Below are 18,196 nucleotides of genomic sequence, written 5' to 3'. Positions count from 1 at the left end.
AGCGCCTTCCGTGACCCGAACCAGCGCCGTCGTCGGCACGGGCGCGATCGCCCACGCCCATGCCCAGGCGGTCGTCGACCTGGCCGACCGGGCCCGGCTCGTCGGCGCCGTCGACGTCGACCCCGGGCGGGCGGCGTCCTTCGGCGCGAAGTGGGACGTGCCGGTCTACCCGGACCTGGCCGAACTGCTCGCCGGCGCCCGGCCCGACCTGGTGCACCTGTGCACGCCGCCGGGGTCGCACCTGGCGCTGGCGCTGGAGTGCCTGGCGGCCGGCGCGGTGCCGGTGGTGGAGAAGCCGCCGGTGCTGTCGCTGGCGGAGTTCGACCGGTTGCGCGCCGCCGAGGCCGAGGCGGGGCTGCCGGTGGTGACGGTGTTCCAGCACCGGTTCGGCTCCGGGGCGGTCCGGCTGCGGCGGCTGGTCGCCGAGGGCGCGCTGGGCCGGCCGCTGCTGGCGTCGGCGACCACGCTGTGGTTCCGCGACGACGACTACTTCGCGGTGCCGTGGCGGGGCAGGTGGGAGCTGGAGGGCGGCGGGCCGACGATGGGGCACGGCATCCACCAGTTCGACCTGATGCTGTCGGTCCTGGGCCGGTGGACCGAGGTCACCGCGATCGCCGCCCGCCAGGCCAGGCCCACCGACACCGAGGACGTGTCCGCGGCGCTCGTGCGGTTCGGGTCGGGCGCGCTGGCCACCGTGGTCAACTCCCTGGTGTCACCCCGGCAGACCAGCCTGCTGCGCTTCGACTTCGAGCGGGCCACGGTGGACCTGGAGCACCTCTACGGCTACTCCGACGCGAACTGGGCGGTGACCGCCGCCCCCGGCGTCGACGACCTCGCCCCGCTGTGGGCCGGTGAGCCGGTCGACACCCCGAGCGGGCACACCGCCCAGCTCGCCGCCGTGCTGGACGCGCTGGACACCGGCGCGACACCCCCGGTCACCTCCGCCGACGCCCGCCTGACGATGGAGCTCGTGGCCGCCACCTACGCCTCGGCGTTCACCGGCCGGACGGTGGCGCAGGGCGAGATCACCGAGGGCCACCCGTTCCACGACCGCATGGTGGGCAGCGGCGCGCCCTGGCCGGCCACACCCCGCGACGAGGGGTGATCCCGGGCGCTCACCGGAGCGACGCGTCCAACCGGCGCACCAGTTCCCCGACCCGCCCACCGCCGGCGGGGGCGGCCGGGTAGCGCCCCAGGACGTCCACCACGACGGGGTCCGCGAGGGCCCGCGACCGCGCGAGGTGCCCGTCCCCGGTGGCGTGGTCGTCCCCGGCGTCCAGCTCCAGCGCCCGCGCGGCGTGGGCGGCCGAGCCGAGGACGTGCTTGACCTGGGTGGCTTTCGCCAGGGGGTGGAGGAACGCCGCGCCCGCCGCGTGACCGGCCGCGCGGGCGGCCTCGCTCGCCGCGGCCCGTCCCGCGTCCCGGGTCTCCTGGGCCGCCCGGTGCGCGGCCCACGCGCGGTCGCGCAGCGCCTTGGTGCGCTCGACCCCGTCCGCGAACGCCCGCCCCGCCTCGATCGCGGCCCGGGGGCGTCGGTCGTCGGGGTGCTCGCGCTCGAAGACCGCCAGGGCGGTCCGCGCGCACGCCACGGCGTAGGCGGTGACCGCCCGCAGCTCGTCCCGGCCGAGTTCGATCGTGGCGGGGTCGGGTGTGGTGGGGGCGGGCGTCGCGGCGTTGGCCGTGGTGGGGTCGGGCGTCGTGGGGTCGGGCGTCGTGGGGTCGTCGGCCACGGCGCCATCCTCCCGCACCGGGCCCCGGTGCGGGAAAACCCTCAGCCGACCTCGGTGGCCTCGTCGTCGTTGGTGGCCCGCACCAGGTCGTCGCGGGCGCGGGCGACGCGCGAGCGGATGGTGCCGATCGGGCACCCGGCGATCTCGGCCGCCTCGGTGTAGGACAGGCCCAGCACCTGGGTGAGCACCAGGGCCTCGCGGCGATCCGGGTCCAGCCCGTCGAGCAGCAGGTTCAGCTCGACGACGTCCTCGAAGCCGGAGTGGGCGGCCTTGCGGTCGGCCTCCCGCACCCAGTCCACGCCGGGGGACAGGCGCGGCCGCGCCCGCGCGCTGCGGATCTGGTCGACCACCACGCGGCGGGCGATGACCAGCAGCCACGTGCGCGCCGAGGACCGCCCGGCGAAGCGGCGCAGGCTGGTCAGGGCACGGGCGTAGGTCTCCTGGGCGAGGTCGTCGGCCACCCCGACGTCGGCCAGGTGGGCGATGAACCGCCACACGTCGCGCTGGGTGGCGCGGACGAACCGCTCCAGGGCCTCGCGGTCGCCGGAGCGGGCCCGGAGCGCCCAGCGCGTCACCTCGTCGTCGGGTTCTGTCACGATTCCGGATCGTAACCACACCGCGCCCGGGAACTCTTGAGCCGAACGGAGCGACCAGTGGGACGTGGACTGCGAAACCTGCCGTGAAGCGCTCTCGGCCCGCCTGGACGGCGAGGCCGAACCCGGGCCCGCCGCCGAGGTGGACGCGCACCTCGGGCAGTGCGCGGCCTGCACGCGCCGGCGGACCCGGGCCCAGGCGCTGACCAGGACCGCCCGCGCCGACGAGCCGCACCACGGACCGGGCCACGGCGACGGCCCGCCGCAGGGCCGGCGGCGGGGTGGGCCCCGGCACCTGCGGCCCACCGCCCACCGGCGGGCCGCCTGACCCCGCGGTCACGGCGCCGCGGCGTGCTGCCGCGCCCGCACCAGCGGGGTGATGCCGCCCGTCGCCGCCAGGGCGCGGTGCAGGGCCAGTTCGGCGGTGGGGCCTTCGGCGAGCACGATGCCGGTGCACGACCGCTGGTCGGCCAAATGTTCGAGCACGTCGCCGGGGCTCGCGGTCGGGTACCACTCCGGGCCGCCGGGCAGGTCGGGCAGGCGCTCCAGCCCGGACCAGCCCTCCAGCACCCCGGCCTCGCGCGGGTAGAGCAGCACGAACCCGGTCGCGGGCCCGGTCGGCGCGGGCCCGGTCAGCAGGTCCGGTTCCTCGTCGAGGGCGACCTGGACCATTGCGTCGTAGGCGTTGACGCCCAGCGCCCTGCACAGCGCCTCGCCGACGAGGGCGCCGCCGATGCGGGCGTTGACCTCGACCACCTCGGGCCCGTCAGCGGTCAGCACGAACTCGGTGTGCGCGAACCCCCGCTCGTGGCCCGCGACCGCGAGGACGCGGCCGATCCACCGCGCCAGCCCGTCCAGGTCGGCCTCCGGGAAGGCGACCGGGAACGCGGCGGCCTCCTCGCGCCTCACGGGCTCGGGGGACAGCTGCCTGCTGAGCACGCCCAGCAGCCTGGTGCGGCCCCGCCAGGTGATGGTCTCGGCGCTGTAGAGGGGGCCTTCGAAGTACGGTTCGGCGGTCAGGCGGCCCTTGAGCGGGGTGTCGGCGGCCTCGCGCAGGGCGGCGTCGCGCTCGGCGGGGGTGCGGCACAGCCACACGGCGCGGGACGACGTGCCCGCGGAGTCCTTCACCACCAGCGGGAACACGTCGGCGGTCGCCGGGTCCAGCGGGCCGCCGCGGCTCAGGCCGTGCTCGTGCAGCCGGGCGCGGACCGCGCCCTTGTCCCGCAGGGTGCGCACCGCCTCGGGGGAGGGACCCGGCAGGCCGAGGCGGTGGGCCAGGTCCGCGCCGGGCAGCGCCCAGGTGTCGGTGGAGCTGATCAGCCCGGCCAGGTCGGGGAGGTCGCGCAGCACGCGCTCGCACGTGGCGATGTCGGTGGTGTCGATGTCCACGACCCGCAGCCGCCTGCCGTGCCGGGACAGTTCGTGGCGGTAGATCGACCGGTCGCCGGTGAGCAGCACCAGGTCGTGCCCGGCGGTGGCCGCGGCGTCGGCGGTGCGGCCGAGGCCGAAGGTGAGGGCTTCGAGCAGCACGACGGTCACGGCACAGGGTCCTTCCTGAGGTCCCGGGACGGTTCCCGGGGGTGTTCCGGTGAGTGTTCCCGGGTGGTGTCCCGGGGGCGTTCCCGGGCGGGCACGGCCGGTCCGTACGACCGGCGGGCCCAGTCGATCGCGGCCCACGGCGGGGCCAGCCGGTCCAGCGAGGCGATCTCCACGGGGGCCAGCAGCGCCGGGTCGAGGGCCTCGCGGTGGCGGGCGAAGACGCGGCGGGTGTAGCGGTGGCCGGTGTCCGCGCCGATGACCACGTGCGTGCGGTCGGGTTCGCGGGCCGCCTCCCACCTCGCCACCAGGTGGGCCGCGCCGGTGGAGAGGCCGGCGAACACGGCGTGTTCGCGCATCAGGTCGATGGTGGCGGCCATGGCGTGCTGGAAGTCCAGCCAGTGGACGCGGTCGTAGAGGTGGTGGTGGACGTTGTCGAAGGGGATGGCGCTGCCGATGCCGGCGATGATGGCGTCGGGGTCGGTGAACCGTTCGCTGCCGAAGGTGACGCTGCCGAAGGGCTGCACGCCCACCAGCCGGGTCAGGGGGTCGTGCTCGCGCAGTGCCCGGGTGAGCCCGCCGGTGGAGGCCCCGGTGCCGACGCTGCCCACGACGGTCAGCGGCTGGTCGGGCAGGGCTCGGCGCAGCAGGTCGGCCAGTTCGGCGTAGCCCAGGTGGTGGACGGGGTCGTGGTACTGGCGCATCCAGTGCAGGTCGGGGTGGCGGGCGAGGAGTTCCCGGACGCGGGCGACCCGCCGGTTCTGGTCCAGGCGCAGGTCGTCGGAGGGCGGCATCTGGTCGACGGTGACGCCGAGGATCTCCAGCTGGGCGCGCAGGGTCTCGTCGACCGTGGTGGAGGCGACGACGTGGCAGCGCAGGCCGTGGCGGTGGCAGGCCATGGCCAGGGCGAGGGCGTAGATGCCGCTGGAGCTGTCGACCAGGGTCTGCCCGGGGCGGACCACGCCGGTGTCCAGGAGGTGTCGGACCGCGCCGAGCGCGGCGTAGACCTTCAGGGTCTCGAAGCGGACCAGCACGGTGTTCGGCGTGAGCCGGATCAGCGAGGGCGCCTTGACCGCGTCGGTGACGTGGTCGTGGACCGGCGGCGCCACGGCGTTGTGGTCGCGCACGGTCGTCACCTCCCGGTGGGGCGCGGGTGGGCGGCGTGCGGCGCGTCGCCGGCGGCCGGCGGGGTGGCGCGCGTCAGGGTCATCGGTGGGTCTCCTCGGGTGTCGACGCGGGGTGCGGGCACGTCGCGGAGCGGCGGCGGGGTGCCGGCCGTGGCTGCACCGTTCCAGTCCCACAGGTCGGCGGCGGACCGCCGCCGGTTCCCGCCCGCCGCGGATCCGCGCCGATTTCCCGCTGTCGACGCGGCTTTCAGGCCCGCCACACAGTGCCGCGCCGCTCGTACTCCAGCACCGTCTCCACCCGCTGGGCCGTCCGCGCCCCGAGGAACCGCTCCACCAGCCACAGCGCCACGTCCAGCCCGGAGGTGATGCCGCCGCCGGTGACCAGGTCCCCGTCGTCGACCACGCGGGCGTTCACCACGGTCGCGCCCCGCGCCGCCAGGTCGGCCTTCGCGCCCGAGTGGGTGGTGGCGTTGCGGCCCCTGGTGAGCCCCGCGGCCGACAGCGCCATGACCCCGGTGCAGATGCCGGCGTGCAGCACGTCCGCGGCGGCCAGCCGGCGCAGGAACCCGGGGTCGCCGATCAGCCGGTTGACCCCCGGACCGGTCTTGTCGTTGTACCCGCCGCCGGGCACCACCAGCACGTCCGCCTCGCGCGGCGACCAGCCCCGGGCCACCTCGACCCGCGTGCCGTGGACGCACGTGACCACCCCCGGCCCGCCGGTGGTGACCTGGGTCGTGGTCAGGGCCCCGCCGCTCATCCGCCCGGCCAGCCCGAGCACCTCCACCGGGGCCGCGAAGTCCTGCTCCTCGACCCCGTCGAACATCAACACCTGCACGCGTAGCGGGTTCGCCGCCGACGCGGCAGGCGCCCCGGCCGCGAGCCCCCCGAGCCCGCCGGCCGTGCCGACCGACAACGCCGAAGCACGCAGGAAAGCACGACGTTCCACGATGACCTCCGGATTTTCCCGTTTCCCCAGAGGTCGGCCGGCGGGGCGGCGGAGTTCCGGGGCCCGGTCAAGTAGCCCCCCGGTACGCGGTCGGCGGCACCCCTTCGGCCACGCACGCCCGAGCGGCTGGCGTCGACACGCGGAGCAGGCCGGGGAGGTCGGCGTGCCTGCGCCCGGTCGGCAGCGCGAGGGCGGGGAGCCCCGGTGACCCGCCACGAGGGCCGGCTCGCCCGTCCGCCACGGCTCGCCCCTGCCCGCCTCTTCCGCCGCCCCACCGCGCTCGGCGGGCCCCGCACCGGTCAGGCGACCGGTGACGGTTCGTCGCTTTTTCGACCGGGGGTCAAGCCGCGTTAAAGCTCTGGTCGCTCCTTTCTTATTTCCGTGATCGGCGTGGCGTAAGAACGGCGTAAAGACCACTAATGGTCTCTCGACGGGAATGGGCAATTGCCCGACCATTCCCCTACGTGTTCGGCGACGTTCGAACCGGGCGCACTCACGTTGATCCGCGACGTGGCCCCGTTCGCCGACACCGCAGCCGAGGAGGCCCTTGGTGGACGCCAAGCAGATCGTCGTCGGTTTGGACAACTCACCCGCCGGTGCGGCGGCCCTGGAGTGGGCCGTGCGCCACACCCGCGACGGCGGCACCGTGGTGGTGGTGTCGGTGTGCGGGATGCACACGCCCCACGGCGGCCAGGACGTCTTCCACAGTGCCCGGCTGCGCACCCTGCGCGACGCCCTGGCCCGGTTGACCGCGTACGGCGACGTGCGCGTGGAACAGGCGGTGCTCGACGGGGAACCGGGGCCCGCCCTGGTGAAGCTGGCGGAGACGGCCGACGGCCTGGTGCTCGGGCGCCACGGGTACCGGCGGGGCGGGGTCACGGTCATGGGCTCGGTGATCACGCACTGCCTGACGCACGCCACCTGCCCGGTCGTGGTGGTCCCGACCGGGGCGCGGTCGGCCGGCTGACCCCTGTTCGGGCGGTGGCCGTGCGGCGCACGGGGCGGCGGGGCGCGGGGCGTCTCGAAACAACCGTTGATTTTTCCGAAACTTTCCGTACGCTCGGGACGGTTCCGGGGGTCGCGCGGCTCGTCCGGGCGCGGCCCCCGGCTTTGACCGTCCACAGGGGACGGATTCGGCGCCGCCGCCGTGCCGGACCGCACCGACAGCAGGGAAGGAACGACCATGGCCGGAAAACCCCGGTTGTCCGCCGCCGTCGCCGCGCGCACGGCGGCGGCGGCGCTCGTCGCGGCGCCCGCGATCAACGCGGCGCAGGCCCCCTCCGGCACCGCGCCCGCGGCGGCGGTGCGGGTGATGCCGCTGGGCGACTCGATCACCGACGGCTTCAACGTGCCCGGCGGCTACCGCGTCGACCTGTGGCAGAAGTTCACCGCCGGCGGTTACGCCGTCGACTTCGTCGGCTCGGCCGCGAACGGGCCGAGCAGCCTGGGCGACCGCGACCACGAGGGCCACTCCGGGTGGACCATCGCCCAGATCGACACCAACATCACCAACTGGCTGCGCACCTACACCCCGCGCACGATCCTGCTGCACATCGGCACCAACGACATGTACGGCGGCGACCCCGGCGGCGCGCCCCGGCGCCTGTCCGCGCTGGTCGACAAGATCACCGCCCAGGCCCCCGACGCGCACCTGTTCGTGGCCACGATCGTCCCGCTGTCCTCCGGCGACCAGACCGTGCGCACGTTCAACGCCACCATCCCCGACCTCGTGCGGCGCAACGCCGACGCGGGCAAGAAGGTGCACCTGGTCGACATGTACCGGGCGCTGACCACCGCCGACCTGGCCGACGGCGTGCACCCCAACGCCGGCGGCTACAGCAAGATGGCCACCACCTGGTACAACGCCCTGCGGGCGGTCCCGGACAGCATCACCGACGGCCCCACCACGACGTCCACCACCACGACCACGACGTCGACCACCACGACCACCACCACGCCGCCTCCCGGCGCGTGCACGGCCACCCACCGCGCGGTCAACTCCTGGCAGGGCGGGTTCCAGGCCGAGGTCACCGTGAGGGCCGGCGCGTCCCCGATCACCGGCTGGGTGGTCACCTGGTCCCTGGCCTCCGGGCAGGCGGTCAACCAGGTCTGGGGCGGCGTGTCGACCGGCAGCGGGGCCGCGGCGTCGGTCCGCAACGCCGACTGGAACGGCCGCCTGGGCGCGAGCGCCTCGACCACGTTCGGCTACATCGCCAACGGCAGCTCGTCGTCCACGCCGGTCCTCACCTGCGCGAGCCGCTGACCCCGAGCGGGGGGACCGGCACCGGGACGAGACCGGTGCCGGTCCCCCCCGCGACGGGAACACCAGCGGACACGGCTCCCGGCGGTGTCGTAACCGCTACCGCGTTCGCCGCGCGGGTGCCACGAGCCCGCGCCCGGGTGCGACGACGAAGTTCGCCGCCGAATTCCCGCGCCCGGAATGCGCCGCCGTTCGGGCGGTCGACAATTGCGAACCCCGGTCCACCCGGAACGGGGTGAATGAATCCGCGGCTGATGGAACGGTGCTGTTCGGGTGAACCGACCGCCGTTCCGCACCCGCGGCGGTATCCGCTCGGGCAAGGTCGTCTGATCGGCGGAGTGCGTGCGGCGGCCCGGCGTCGTTCAATGTGTGCCCGGGGGCGTTGATGTTCGAGGGGGGGCTCGTGGACGAGCCTGTTTTCCGACCGCTGCGGAGGTTCGGCTGGTGGTGGGTCGTCCCACCGGCTCTGGTGGCGCTGGTCGGCGTCCTGGCTCTGGTGGCGTCGGGCACGTGGGCGGGCCCGTTCCGCAACGTCACCGAGGTGCGGGCGATGCTCGCGTCCAAGCGCGAGTTCTTCCAGGACCCCGAGGTCAAGCGCATCCTGCTGACCCACGGGCTGCGGGTGCACGTGACGCCGGTCGGGTCCTTCGACCTGGCGGAGAAGGAGGACCTGGACTCCTACGACTTCGTGTTCCCCTCCGGTCAGACGGCGAACGAGCGGGTCAAGGAGCGGCGGGCGGGCAAGCACACCGTTCCCTACCGGCCGTTCTTCAGCCCGGTCGTGCTCTCCACCTACCGCGACTACGCGGAGGCGCTGGTGCGGGCGGGGGCCGTGGTGCCCCAGCAGGACGGGGGCGAGCTGTACTACGACCTCTCGATCGAGACCCTGATGGGGTTGATCGACGACAAGAAGCTGTGGACGGACTTCGGCGTCGACACCCAGAACCGGATCATCGTGCAGACACCGGACCCGTGCCGCACCTACTCGGGCGCCGTGTACGTCGGGTTCGTGGCGTTCGCGGCCCAGCGCGACACGCCGAAGAGCGAGGCCGACACGATCGCCCTGGCCCAGCGGATCAAGTCCTACTTCAACGTCGAGGGCCAGCACCTGGAGGACATGGCGCCGAAGTACTTCTCGCCCGAGGGCCGCACGTTCGCGCCCATCGCGGTCATCTACGAGCACCAGTTCATCGCCTACCAGGCCGCCTCCGCCCAGCCCGACCGGGACCGCGTGCTGCTCTACCCGAGGACCGCGCACCAGAGCGTGCCCGAGCTGATCTCGTTCGGCGCCCTGGGCGACCGGATCGGCGAACTGCTGATGCAGGACGCGGATCTGCGCAAGCGGGCGGTTGAGCTGGGGTTCCGCCTGCTCGGCGCGGGTGGCAAGCCGGAGGAGGACTTCGGCGCCTTCGTCTCCGGCCGGGGGCTGCCCGTCCCCCGGTTGAGCGACACCCGGGCCTACCTGCCGGATGTGCCGCTCTTCGAGCTGATGCGCAAGGAGGTCGGCAATTGCGCGTGAGGGCCGCGTTCACGGCCGCGCTCCTGCTGGTGACCGCCTGCGCGGCGTGCACGCCCGAGCCGGCCCGCCTGAGCGTGCTGGCCACCTCCGAGCTCGCCGATCTCGGCCCGGTGCTGGCGGAGCTGCGACGGGACACCGGGGTGGAGCTGGTGGTGGAGCACCGGGGCACGGTCGAGGCGGCCGCCGAGCTCGACGGCTTCGACCTGGCCTGGTTGTCCACCAACCGGTTCCTGCGGCTGGGCGGGGGTGAGGAGCCGCTGTCGACGAGCGTCATGCTGTCCCCGGTGGTGCTCGGCGTGAAGCCGGACGTGCCGCTGGGGGAGCGGCCGACGTGGGCGGACATCGCGGACCGCGCGGCGCTGGGCGAGCTGAGGTTCGGCATGGCCGACCCCCGGCTGTCGGGCGAGGGGCTGGCCGCGCTGATCGGGGTCGCGACCGCCGCCGCCGGCACCGGCACCGCGCTGCGCCCGGAGGACGTCGGGTGCGACCGCGTCCAGGGGTTCCTCGCAGGCCGGGCGTTCGACTCCCGCGACCTCGTCGACGAGTTCGTGAACCGCCAGTCCGATGTGGACGCGATCGTGGCGCACGAGTCGGAGGTGCTGTCGCTCAACGCCTCGGGCAGGCTCGCGCAACCCCTGCGGGTCGTGTACCCGCACGACGGGATCGTGCTCTCCGACTACCCCCTCACGCTGCTGCGGCCCGAGAAGCGCGCCGTCTACGACCGGGTGGTGGACTGGCTGCGCTCGCCGGCCGCCCAGGAGCTGATCATGCAGCGGACGTGGCGGCGGCCGGTGGACCCGTCCGTGCGGCGGGTCGAGCTGTTGCGGGAGCCCCTGGGGAACGCGCTGTACTTCCCGGACAGCCAGGAGGTGATCGACCGGCTGCTGGCGTTCTACGACCGGGCGGGCACCGGCCGCCAGGTCGTCTTCGTGCTCGACTACTCGACCTCCATGGCGGGGGAGAGGGCCGCGCGGCTGCGGGAGGCGTTCGCCGCCCTGAACGGGTTCGAGCGCTTCCACCTCGGCGAGACGGTCACGGTGGTGCGGTTCGCCGGCGAGGTGCTGGAGGAGTTCTCGGTGACGATCTCCACGCGGGAGGACCTGGACGGCCTGCTGGCCGTCGTGGGGTCCGGGGACTTCCGGGACCACACGGCGATCTGGTCCGCCCTCGACCACGCCCACGGGCTCGTTCGGGGGGAGGCGTCGATCGTGCTGATGACCGACGGGGAGAACAACGCGGGCATGGCGGTGGACGAGTTCCTGCGCGTCGGCCGGGCCGGGGCGCCCACGTACCCGATCCGCTTCGGCGAGGCGGACCTCGCGGAGCTGGACCGGGTGGCGCGGGCCAGCGGTGGCCGTGTCGTGGACGCGACGACGAAGTCGTTGCTGGAGGCGGTGAGGGAGATCCGTGGGTGCCGGTAGCGGAGCGTTCTGGAACATCGTGTGGGGTGTGACCGTCCTGGCCGTGCTGGTGGCGCTCGGCGTGGTGGTGGTGAACCTGCGGCGCGGCCGGGGTCCCGTGCCCGTGCCCGGCCTGCCGCTGCTGCTGAACAAGGGGCGGGTCATGAGCCTCTACCAGGGCGGCGGCTACGGCGACGCGCTCGTCCGGGAGGTGCAGGAACGCGTCACCGTCACCAGGGACGGCAAGCTCCAGATCGGGGTCAGGCTCGTCGACCTGGTCGGTGGCGGGTCGGTGGAGCACCAGATCGTCAACACCTACGTGAAGCACGCGGAGCCGGTGGAGGTGCTCGGCGTCGTGATGAAGGCGCTGGACAGCGCGCGCGGCATCGTGCACGTCGACCTGGCGAACCTGCGCGTCCAGACCAACGTGGTGTGGCGGCGGACGAGGCTGTCGGAGCTGGGTGACGGCCCCCGGGACGTGTACGTGTCGGTGAAGGGGAAGTTCCGGCTCGCCAAGGGGCCCAACGACAAGATCGTGTTCCTGGCGGCCATCGGGAGGGACGACTCCGGGGCCCACGTCCGGATGGAGTGCTCGGGCGAGGACATCCACCTGGACGACGAGATCCCGGAGGGCGTGTTCTACGCGCGCTGCCTGGGCAAGGCCCAGCCGTGGCGGGGCGAGGCGGGCGAACTCGACATCCTGCCGGTCGCGATCTTCCAGTAGTCCCGCCCCGGTGCGCGGCCGAGCCGGAGCGCGGCCGCCCGCCGGGTCCGGTCTAGCAGCTGGAGCAACACCCGCAGCCGGGTCCGGTGCAGCCGCCGCAGCAGTTGCAGCCACCCGCGTGCGGTTGCGGCGTGGGTGTGGTTTCCGTGGTCATAGTCGGCCTCCGTGGCGGAAACGGTTCAGGGCTTCGCTGTCACGGTGCGCCGCCTCGGCGGAACTCATAAGCCCCTTCACCCGTCCGCCCACACCGGTCACCTGTACGGTCGAGCGCTTCAGCGCTGGAAGAACCGGGGGGTGGCACGCCGTTCGGCCGGGCCGCGTCGGACGCTCCCGTCGAGCGCGTGCGGGAGGGATCAGGACCGCACGAGTCGCCCGATGGCCGCGCTCGCCTCGGCGATCTTCGCCTCGGCCACCTCGCCGCCCTCCTCGGCGGCCTGGGCCACGCAGTGCCGCAGGTGCTCGTCGAGCAGGCTGATCGACACCGCCTGCAACGCCTTGGTGGCGGCGGCGATCTGGGTGAGCACGTCGATGCAGTACTCGTCGTCCCCGATCATCCGCTGGAGGCCCCGGACCTGGCCCTCGATGCGGCGCAACCGCTTCAGGTGGTCGTCGCGGCGGTCTGCGTAGCCGGGCATGACGAGTCCTCTCCGCAGGTCTACGGCGTCCACGATATCGCGGGGGCGGGGGTGGCCGGGGTCTCGTTGGGGATTGATACCCCATAGGGGTATGTTGGGCGGTGTCGGGCGAGGGGGCGCACCAGCCTCCCCGCCCCCCACCACCATGAAGGACGTCGACATGAAAGCAGCAGCGAGGCTCTCCGCCTACGGTGCGGTGCTCGCCCTGGCCGCCGGTGGCGCCTGGGCGGTCGGGAGCGCTGTCGGTCCCCTGCCCGTCGGGGCCGCGGGCCACGACGGGTCCGGCGGCGGGGACGCCGGGCACGGGGACGACCGCGGCGCCGTCGCGGGGGCCGGGCGGGGCCTGCCGGCCGGGCTGGCGTCGTCCCGGGGCGGTTACACCCTCGCGCCCGTCGACACGACGCTGACCGCCGGGGCCACCGACACCTTCTCGTTCCGGGTCACCGGGCCCGACGGCGCGGCGGTGACCGCGTTCGACGTCGAGCACGACGAGCGGATGCACCTGGTCGTGGTGCGCCGGGACACCTCCGGCTTCCGGCACGTGCACCCCGGGATGGCCCCGGACGGCACGTGGACGGCGTCGCTGGAGGTGTCGGGCGCGGGGTCCTACCGGGTGTTCGCCGACTTCAGGCCCACCGGCGGGGAGGCGACGACCCTGGGCGTGGACGTGACCGCCGCCGGGTGGTTCGAGCCCCGGGAGCACGCGCCGTCGCGGGTGGCCGTGGTCGACGGGTACGAGGTGCGCCTGGACGGCGAGCTGGAACCCGGCGAGGCGTCCCCGGTGACGCTGACCGTGAGCCGGGCCGGCGAGCCGGTCACCGACCTGGAGCCCCACCTGGGCGCCTACGGCCACCTCGTGGCGCTGCGCCGGGGCGACCTCGCCTACCTGCACGTCCACCCCGAGGGCGCGCCGGGGGACGGCAGGACGGCGGCGGGGCCCGGCATCGCGTTCGTCGCCGAGGTGCCCTCCGCCGGCGGGTACCGCCTGTTCCTGGACTTCCGGCACGGCGGGGTCGTGCGCACGGCGGAGTTCACCCTGACCACCCGGGGAACCCCGGAAGGGCCCGCGCGGACCTCGACGGCGCCCGCCGGGCACGGGGAAGAGGAGGAGCACGGCCATGGCTGACACCCGGCTCGAACTGTCCATCACGGGCATGACCTGCGCCTCGTGCGCGAACCGGATCGAGCGCAAGCTCAACAAGCTCGACGGCGTGACCGCGAGCGTCAACTACGCGACCGAGAAGGCCCGGGTCACCTTCCCCGAGGGGGTGGACCCGCTGACCCTGGTCGCCCAGGTCGAGGCCGCCGGCTACGGGGCCGCCCTGCCCGCCGCCGAACCCGAGGCCGAGGTGGTGGAGGACCCGATCCGGTCCCTGCGGCAGCGGGTGGTGGTGTCCGCGGTGCTGGCGGTGCCGGTGGTGGTGCTGGCGATGGTCCCGGCGTGGCAGTTCACGTACTGGCAGTGGATCTCGCTGGCGCTGGCCGCGCCGGTGCTGGTGTGGGGCGCGTGGCCGTTCCACCGGGCGGCGTGGGCCAACCTGCGGCACGGCGCGGCGACGATGGACACGCTGATCTCGATGGGCACGATCGCGGCGTTCGGCTGGTCGCTCTACGCGCTGCTGTTCGGCACCGCCGGGCGGCCCGGCATGACCCACCCGTTCGAGCTGACCGTCACGCGGACGGACGGCGCGGGGGCGATCTACCTGGAGGTCGCGGCCGGGGTGACGGTGTTCATCCTGGCGGGCCGCTACTTCGAGGCCCGCTCCAAGCGGCGGGCCGGGGCCGCGCTGCGGGCGCTGCTGGAGCTGGGTGCCAAGGACGTGGTGGTGCTGCGCGACGGCCGTGAGACCCGTGTCCCGGTCGCGGAGCTGGCGGTGGGGGACCGGTTCGTCGTCCGGCCCGGTGAGAAGATCGCCACGGACGGTGTCGTGGACGAGGGCGGTTCGGCGGTCGACGCGAGCATGGTGACCGGCGAGTCGGTGCCGGTCGAGGTCGGCCCCGGCGACGCCGTGGTGGGCGCGACGGTCAACGCCGGCGGGCGGCTGGTCGTGCGGGCCACCCGGGTCGGGTCGGACACGCGGTTGGCGCAGATGGCCCGGCTGGTCGAGGACGCCCAGAACGGCAAGGCCGAGGCCCAGCGCCTGGCCGACCGCGTCTCCGGTGTGTTCGTGCCGGTCGTCATCGCCCTGGCCGTGGGCACCCTGGCGTTCTGGCTCGGCGCGGGCGGAGGGGTGTCGGCGGCCTTCACCGCGGCCGTGGCGGTGTTGATCATCGCCTGCCCGTGCGCCCTGGGCCTGGCCACGCCGACCGCGCTGCTGGTCGGCACCGGTCGGGGTGCCCAGTTGGGCATCCTCATCAAGGGGCCCGAGGTGCTGGAGTCCACCCGGCGGGTCGACACCGTGGTGCTGGACAAGACCGGCACCGTCACCACCGGCCGGATGAGCCTGGTCGCCGTCCACCCCGCGGCCGGGATCGACGAGGACGAGGTGCTGCGCCTGGCGGGTGCCTTGGAGCACGCCTCCGAACACCCCATCGCCAAGGCCATCGCCGCCGGCGCGGCCGGCCGGGTCGGGGAGCTGCCCGGCGTCGAGGACTTCCGCAACCACGAGGGCGTGGGCGTTCAGGGCGTGGTCGACGGGCACGCGGTCGTCGTCGGCCGCGAGCGGCTGCTGGCCGAGTGGTCCGTGCACCTCGACAGTGACCTGGCCGGGGCCAAGCGCGCCGCCGAGGAACTCGGGCACACCGCCGTGCTGGTCGCCTGGGACGGCGAGGCCAAGGCCGTGCTGGCGGTCGCGGACACGGTCAAGCCCACCTCCGCCGAAGCCGTCCGGCGGCTACGGGAGCTGGGCCTGACGCCGGTGCTGCTGACCGGCGACAACTCCGCCGCCGCCCGCGCGGTCGCGGTCGAGGTCGGCATCGACGAGGTCATCGCCGAAGTGCTGCCCGAGGAGAAGGTCGACGTGGTGGCGCGCCTCCAGGCCGAGGGCCGGGTGGTGGCCGTGGTCGGTGACGGGGTCAACGACGCCGCCGCCCTGGCCAAGGCCGACCTGGGGCTGGCGATGGGCACCGGCACGGACGCGGCGATCGAGGCGAGCGACCTCACCCTGGTGCGCGGCGACCTGCTGGCCGCCGTGGACGCGATCCGGCTGGCCCGGCGCACCCTGGGCACGATCAAGGGCAACCTGTTCTGGGCCTTCGCCTACAACGTCGCCGCCCTGCCCCTGGCCGCCGCCGGCCTGCTCAACCCGATGATCGCCGGGGCCGCCATGGCGTTCTCCAGCGTGTTCGTGGTCAGCAACAGCCTGCGGCTGCGCGGCTTCCGGGGCACCACCGCGACCACGTCGCCCGCCGGGGCCGAGCCCACCGCGGCGAAGGTCCCCGCGCGCGTGGCCTGACCGCCGGTCAGCCGCTCGAACTCGGTGCGGTCGGCTCCTCCGGCTCGGCGGTGGTGCCGGGGTCGTCGGTGGTGGGCTCCACCGGGTCCGAGGTCTGCTGCGGGACGGTGGTGGGGACGACCGGCTCTGTCGGCTCCGTGGTGGTGCCGGTGTCCGGCCCCGCGGCGGGTTGGCTCGTGGGGACCGGGGTCGCCGCGGACGTCGTCACCGGTGGCGCGGTGGTGGTGACCTGCGGCGCGTCGGTCGCCTGCGGCGGGTTCACGACCTGCCGGGGGCCGGCCGTGACCTGCGCCGGCGTGCCCGGTGAGCCCGGTGGCGCCGTGGCCGCGGACTGGACCGGGGCGGAGGGGGAGGTGGTGGGGACGGGCGCGGAGGTCGCGGGCTCGTCGCCCCAGGTCAGGGCCGTGGTGATGGCGAACGCCCCGAACAGCGCGCCCGCCGAGGTGAGGAGCGTCTTGTTCGGCAGTCGCCGCTCGCGCGGGGGTGCGGCGGTCATGACGGTGGCGTCCGGCGCGATGGCTGGTGCGACGGCCGGGGCGGTGGCGCTCGGCGCGACGGCCGGGGCGGTCGCGTCCGGCGCGATGACCGGCGCGGTGGCGGCCAGGGTGGCGGCGGGTGCGGCGATCTCCGGCGCGGCGGCCGGGGTGGCGATGTCCGGGGTGGCGATGTCCGGTGCGGTGGCGGCGGGGCCGGTGACGGCGGCCGGGGCGGCACCGCGGGGCAGGGAGATCCCGCCGGCGGGGGTGGTGCAGGAGCGGGGGAGGGGGACCAGGCCCGCGGCTTCCGCGGCCAGGACCTCCGCGCAGTCGTGGGCGGCGGGGCGCTCGTGGGGCTCGGCGGCGGTCATCCGCGACAGCAGGTGCTCGACGTCGGAGGGCAGGTGCTCGGGCAGGACCGGCGCGCGGTGCAGGCGGGCGATCGCCGCTTCGACGTCGCCGCCACCGTACTCGCGCCGCCCGGTCAGGCACTCCAGCAGGACCAGGCCGAGGGCGTAGACGTCGGCCTGGGGGTCGATGTCCTGGCCGAGCACCTGCTCCGGGGCGAGGTAGGCGGCGGTGCCCACCATCTGGTCGGTGCGGGTCAGCCGGGTGGCGCCGGTCAGGTGGACCAGGCCGAAATCGGCGAGGTAGGGGTTCTCCTCCTGGTCGAGCAGGATGTTGGACGGCTTGACGTCGCGGTGCACGAGACCGCGGGAGTGCACGTGGGCCAGCGCGTCCGCCAGCCCGGCCCCGAGGCGGCGCACCCGGTCGACGGGCAGCGGTCCGCGCGAGATCCGCTGGCGCAGGGTGTCGCCCTCGACGAGCTGGAGCACGACGAAGGGCGTGCCCGCCTCGGTGTCGGCGTCGTAGACGGAGACCAGTCCCGGGTGGGAGAGCCCAGCCAGGGCGCGGACCTCCTGGTCGAACCGCTGGGCGGCGGCGGGGTCGAACCCCGGCTGGAACAGCTTGATCGCCACGTGCCGCCGCAGGACGGTGTCCCAACCCCGGTGCACCTCGGCCATGCCGCCCGTGCCGATCGGCTCGATGAGCCGGTAGCGGCCTGCCACCTCGTTCTCACTAACCGACTGTGACACCGACATACCTCCGGTCGCGCCCGTGGACCACTTTCGAGTGCCCTGATAACGGAGAGTGCAAACAGGCCCTTCGGCTGTCGGACGATCGGCGCACCGCACTACCCGGCGCTGACCTGGGCAACCTCGAATTCGAACGGATTTCGACGATCCCGTTCCGGGAAGGGGCGACACCGTGGGTCATGAGCAGTCCTCAGGCATCGCGCGGACCGCGCGGGGCCGCGCAGGCGTCCGAACCGCTGCCCATGCCGCTCGGCGCGGCAGCGGGAAGTCCTTCCGGGAACTCCCGCCCTCACCGCACGCGCGGGACCGGCGGGGCCACCGCGCGGGCCGCCGCCACGGCGTGGTTGGCGGTGGAGCCGATCTGGAACCGCAGTCTCGCGACCGCCAAGCGCATGCTGGCGGCGACCTGCTCGGGGGAGGGTGCGGGCCCGCGTCGAGGGGCCCGTTCGTCCGGGTTCACCCGAACTGGGTACCCGGCTGTCCTCCGATCGACACATCCCGCGACACCGGGTGCCCCAACCCCGGTGGACCGACGAGCGGACCGGGTCGAGCCGCGGTTCGCGGTAACGTCGGTGCCGGGGTCCTGCCCGACGTCCGAGGTGATCGCGGTGCACCAGCTCTCATGACGGCCCCGTCCCGGGGCGTCACGGAGCCGAAAGGCGACCGGATGAGCAGGACCGACAAGACCAGGCCCCGCTGGGTGCGGATGGCCGACTCCCCGATGGTGACCTGCGTGCCCGTGCACGACCACCGCGCCG

The 18,196-nt window shown here is 74.5% G+C and carries 16 protein-coding genes; 9 read left to right on the top strand and 7 right to left on the bottom strand.

Translation table 11 applies throughout. From position 1 onward, the window contains the following. Window positions 1-10: 10 nt before the first annotated feature. Complete coding sequence (locus ACFP3R_RS22125; RefSeq protein WP_380638276.1) at window positions 11-1,105, top strand: Gfo/Idh/MocA family protein; 1,095 nt, start codon at window positions 11-13, stop codon at window positions 1,103-1,105. Between the two features lie 10 nt (window positions 1,106-1,115). On the opposite strand, the gene ACFP3R_RS22120 is transcribed toward ACFP3R_RS22125, so the two are convergent. Both ACFP3R_RS22120 and ACFP3R_RS22115 read right to left on the bottom strand, forming a co-directional pair. Beyond that, a complete protein-coding gene (locus tag ACFP3R_RS22120; RefSeq protein ID WP_380638306.1) occupies window positions 1,116-1,634 on the bottom strand; it encodes a putative immunity protein in 519 nt (172 codons plus the stop codon). Window positions 1,635-1,771: 137 nt separating this feature from the next. Then, entirely contained in the window at window positions 1,772-2,326 is a 555-nt protein-coding gene (locus ACFP3R_RS22115) for a sigma-70 family RNA polymerase sigma factor (RefSeq protein WP_380638275.1), read from the bottom strand. Between the two features lie 64 nt (window positions 2,327-2,390). Here ACFP3R_RS22115 and ACFP3R_RS22110 point away from each other — a divergent pair, with 64 nt between their 5' ends. Beyond that, window positions 2,391-2,651, top strand: coding sequence for a zf-HC2 domain-containing protein (locus ACFP3R_RS22110; RefSeq protein WP_380638274.1), 261 nt, complete (start codon window positions 2,391-2,393; stop codon window positions 2,649-2,651). A gap of 8 nt (window positions 2,652-2,659) precedes the next feature. On the opposite strand, the gene ACFP3R_RS22105 is transcribed toward ACFP3R_RS22110, so the two are convergent. From ACFP3R_RS22105 to ACFP3R_RS22095, 3 genes are all read right to left on the bottom strand, one after another. Beyond that, complete coding sequence (locus tag ACFP3R_RS22105) at window positions 2,660-3,862, bottom strand: ATP-grasp domain-containing protein (RefSeq protein ID WP_380638273.1); 1,203 nt, start codon at window positions 3,860-3,862, stop codon at window positions 2,660-2,662. Then, window positions 3,859-4,986 carry a cysteine synthase family protein gene (locus ACFP3R_RS22100; RefSeq protein ID WP_380638272.1) on the bottom strand — a complete coding sequence of 376 codons (1,128 nt, stop codon included), beginning with the start codon at window positions 4,984-4,986 and terminating at the stop codon, window positions 3,859-3,861. The genes ACFP3R_RS22105 and ACFP3R_RS22100 overlap by 4 nt, the downstream gene beginning before the upstream one ends. A 247-nt stretch (window positions 4,987-5,233) precedes the next feature. Further along, window positions 5,234-5,932 (bottom strand): DJ-1/PfpI family protein, encoded by a 699-nt coding sequence (locus ACFP3R_RS22095; protein WP_380638271.1) that lies wholly within the window; start codon window positions 5,930-5,932, stop codon window positions 5,234-5,236. Window positions 5,933-6,482: 550 nt separating this feature from the next. On the opposite strand from ACFP3R_RS22095, the gene ACFP3R_RS22090 reads away from it, so the two are divergent. From ACFP3R_RS22090 to ACFP3R_RS22070, 5 genes are all read left to right on the top strand, one after another. After that, the gene (locus ACFP3R_RS22090; protein WP_380638270.1) at window positions 6,483-6,899 is read left to right on the top strand and encodes a universal stress protein; all 417 of its coding nucleotides are present in this window, start codon (window positions 6,483-6,485) and stop codon (window positions 6,897-6,899) included. A 216-nt stretch (window positions 6,900-7,115) separates the two neighbouring features. Beyond that, window positions 7,116-8,195: a GDSL-type esterase/lipase family protein gene (locus ACFP3R_RS22085; protein ID WP_380638269.1), complete on the top strand. Its 1,080-nt coding sequence runs from the start codon at window positions 7,116-7,118 to the stop codon at window positions 8,193-8,195. 400 nt (window positions 8,196-8,595) lie between these two features. Further along, complete coding sequence (locus ACFP3R_RS22080) at window positions 8,596-9,711, top strand: hypothetical protein (RefSeq protein ID WP_380638268.1); 1,116 nt, start codon at window positions 8,596-8,598, stop codon at window positions 9,709-9,711. Next, window positions 9,708-11,132 (top strand): substrate-binding and vWA domain-containing protein, encoded by a 1,425-nt coding sequence (locus tag ACFP3R_RS22075; RefSeq protein ID WP_380638267.1) that lies wholly within the window; start codon window positions 9,708-9,710, stop codon window positions 11,130-11,132. Before ACFP3R_RS22080 ends, ACFP3R_RS22075 begins: the two co-directional genes overlap by 4 nt. A gap of 28 nt (window positions 11,133-11,160) precedes the next feature. Continuing rightward, the gene (locus ACFP3R_RS22070; RefSeq protein WP_380638266.1) at window positions 11,161-11,835 is read left to right on the top strand and encodes a hypothetical protein; all 675 of its coding nucleotides are present in this window, start codon (window positions 11,161-11,163) and stop codon (window positions 11,833-11,835) included. A gap of 353 nt (window positions 11,836-12,188) precedes the next feature. Here ACFP3R_RS22070 and ACFP3R_RS22065 read toward each other — a convergent pair whose 3' ends face one another. Then, complete coding sequence (locus tag ACFP3R_RS22065; protein ID WP_380638265.1) at window positions 12,189-12,470, bottom strand: metal-sensitive transcriptional regulator; 282 nt, start codon at window positions 12,468-12,470, stop codon at window positions 12,189-12,191. Window positions 12,471-12,630: 160 nt separating this feature from the next. Here ACFP3R_RS22065 and ACFP3R_RS22060 point away from each other — a divergent pair, with 160 nt between their 5' ends. After that, on the top strand, window positions 12,631-13,596 hold the full coding sequence (locus ACFP3R_RS22060) for a hypothetical protein (RefSeq protein ID WP_380638264.1): 966 nt from the start codon (window positions 12,631-12,633) through the stop codon (window positions 13,594-13,596). Further along, the gene (locus tag ACFP3R_RS22055; RefSeq protein ID WP_380638263.1) at window positions 13,589-15,865 is read left to right on the top strand and encodes a heavy metal translocating P-type ATPase; all 2,277 of its coding nucleotides are present in this window, start codon (window positions 13,589-13,591) and stop codon (window positions 15,863-15,865) included. The genes ACFP3R_RS22060 and ACFP3R_RS22055 overlap by 8 nt, the downstream gene beginning before the upstream one ends. A 7-nt stretch (window positions 15,866-15,872) precedes the next feature. Here ACFP3R_RS22055 and ACFP3R_RS22050 read toward each other — a convergent pair whose 3' ends face one another. Continuing rightward, the gene (locus ACFP3R_RS22050) at window positions 15,873-17,438 is read right to left on the bottom strand and encodes a serine/threonine-protein kinase (RefSeq protein ID WP_380638262.1); all 1,566 of its coding nucleotides are present in this window, start codon (window positions 17,436-17,438) and stop codon (window positions 15,873-15,875) included. Window positions 17,439-18,196: the final 758 nt, after the last annotated feature.

The organism is Saccharothrix lopnurensis (assembly GCF_042658445.1).
GTDB classification, from domain to species: Bacteria; Actinomycetota; Actinomycetes; order Mycobacteriales; family Pseudonocardiaceae; genus Actinosynnema; species Actinosynnema lopnurensis.
This window is presented reverse-complemented; position numbering and strand designations above follow the sequence as displayed.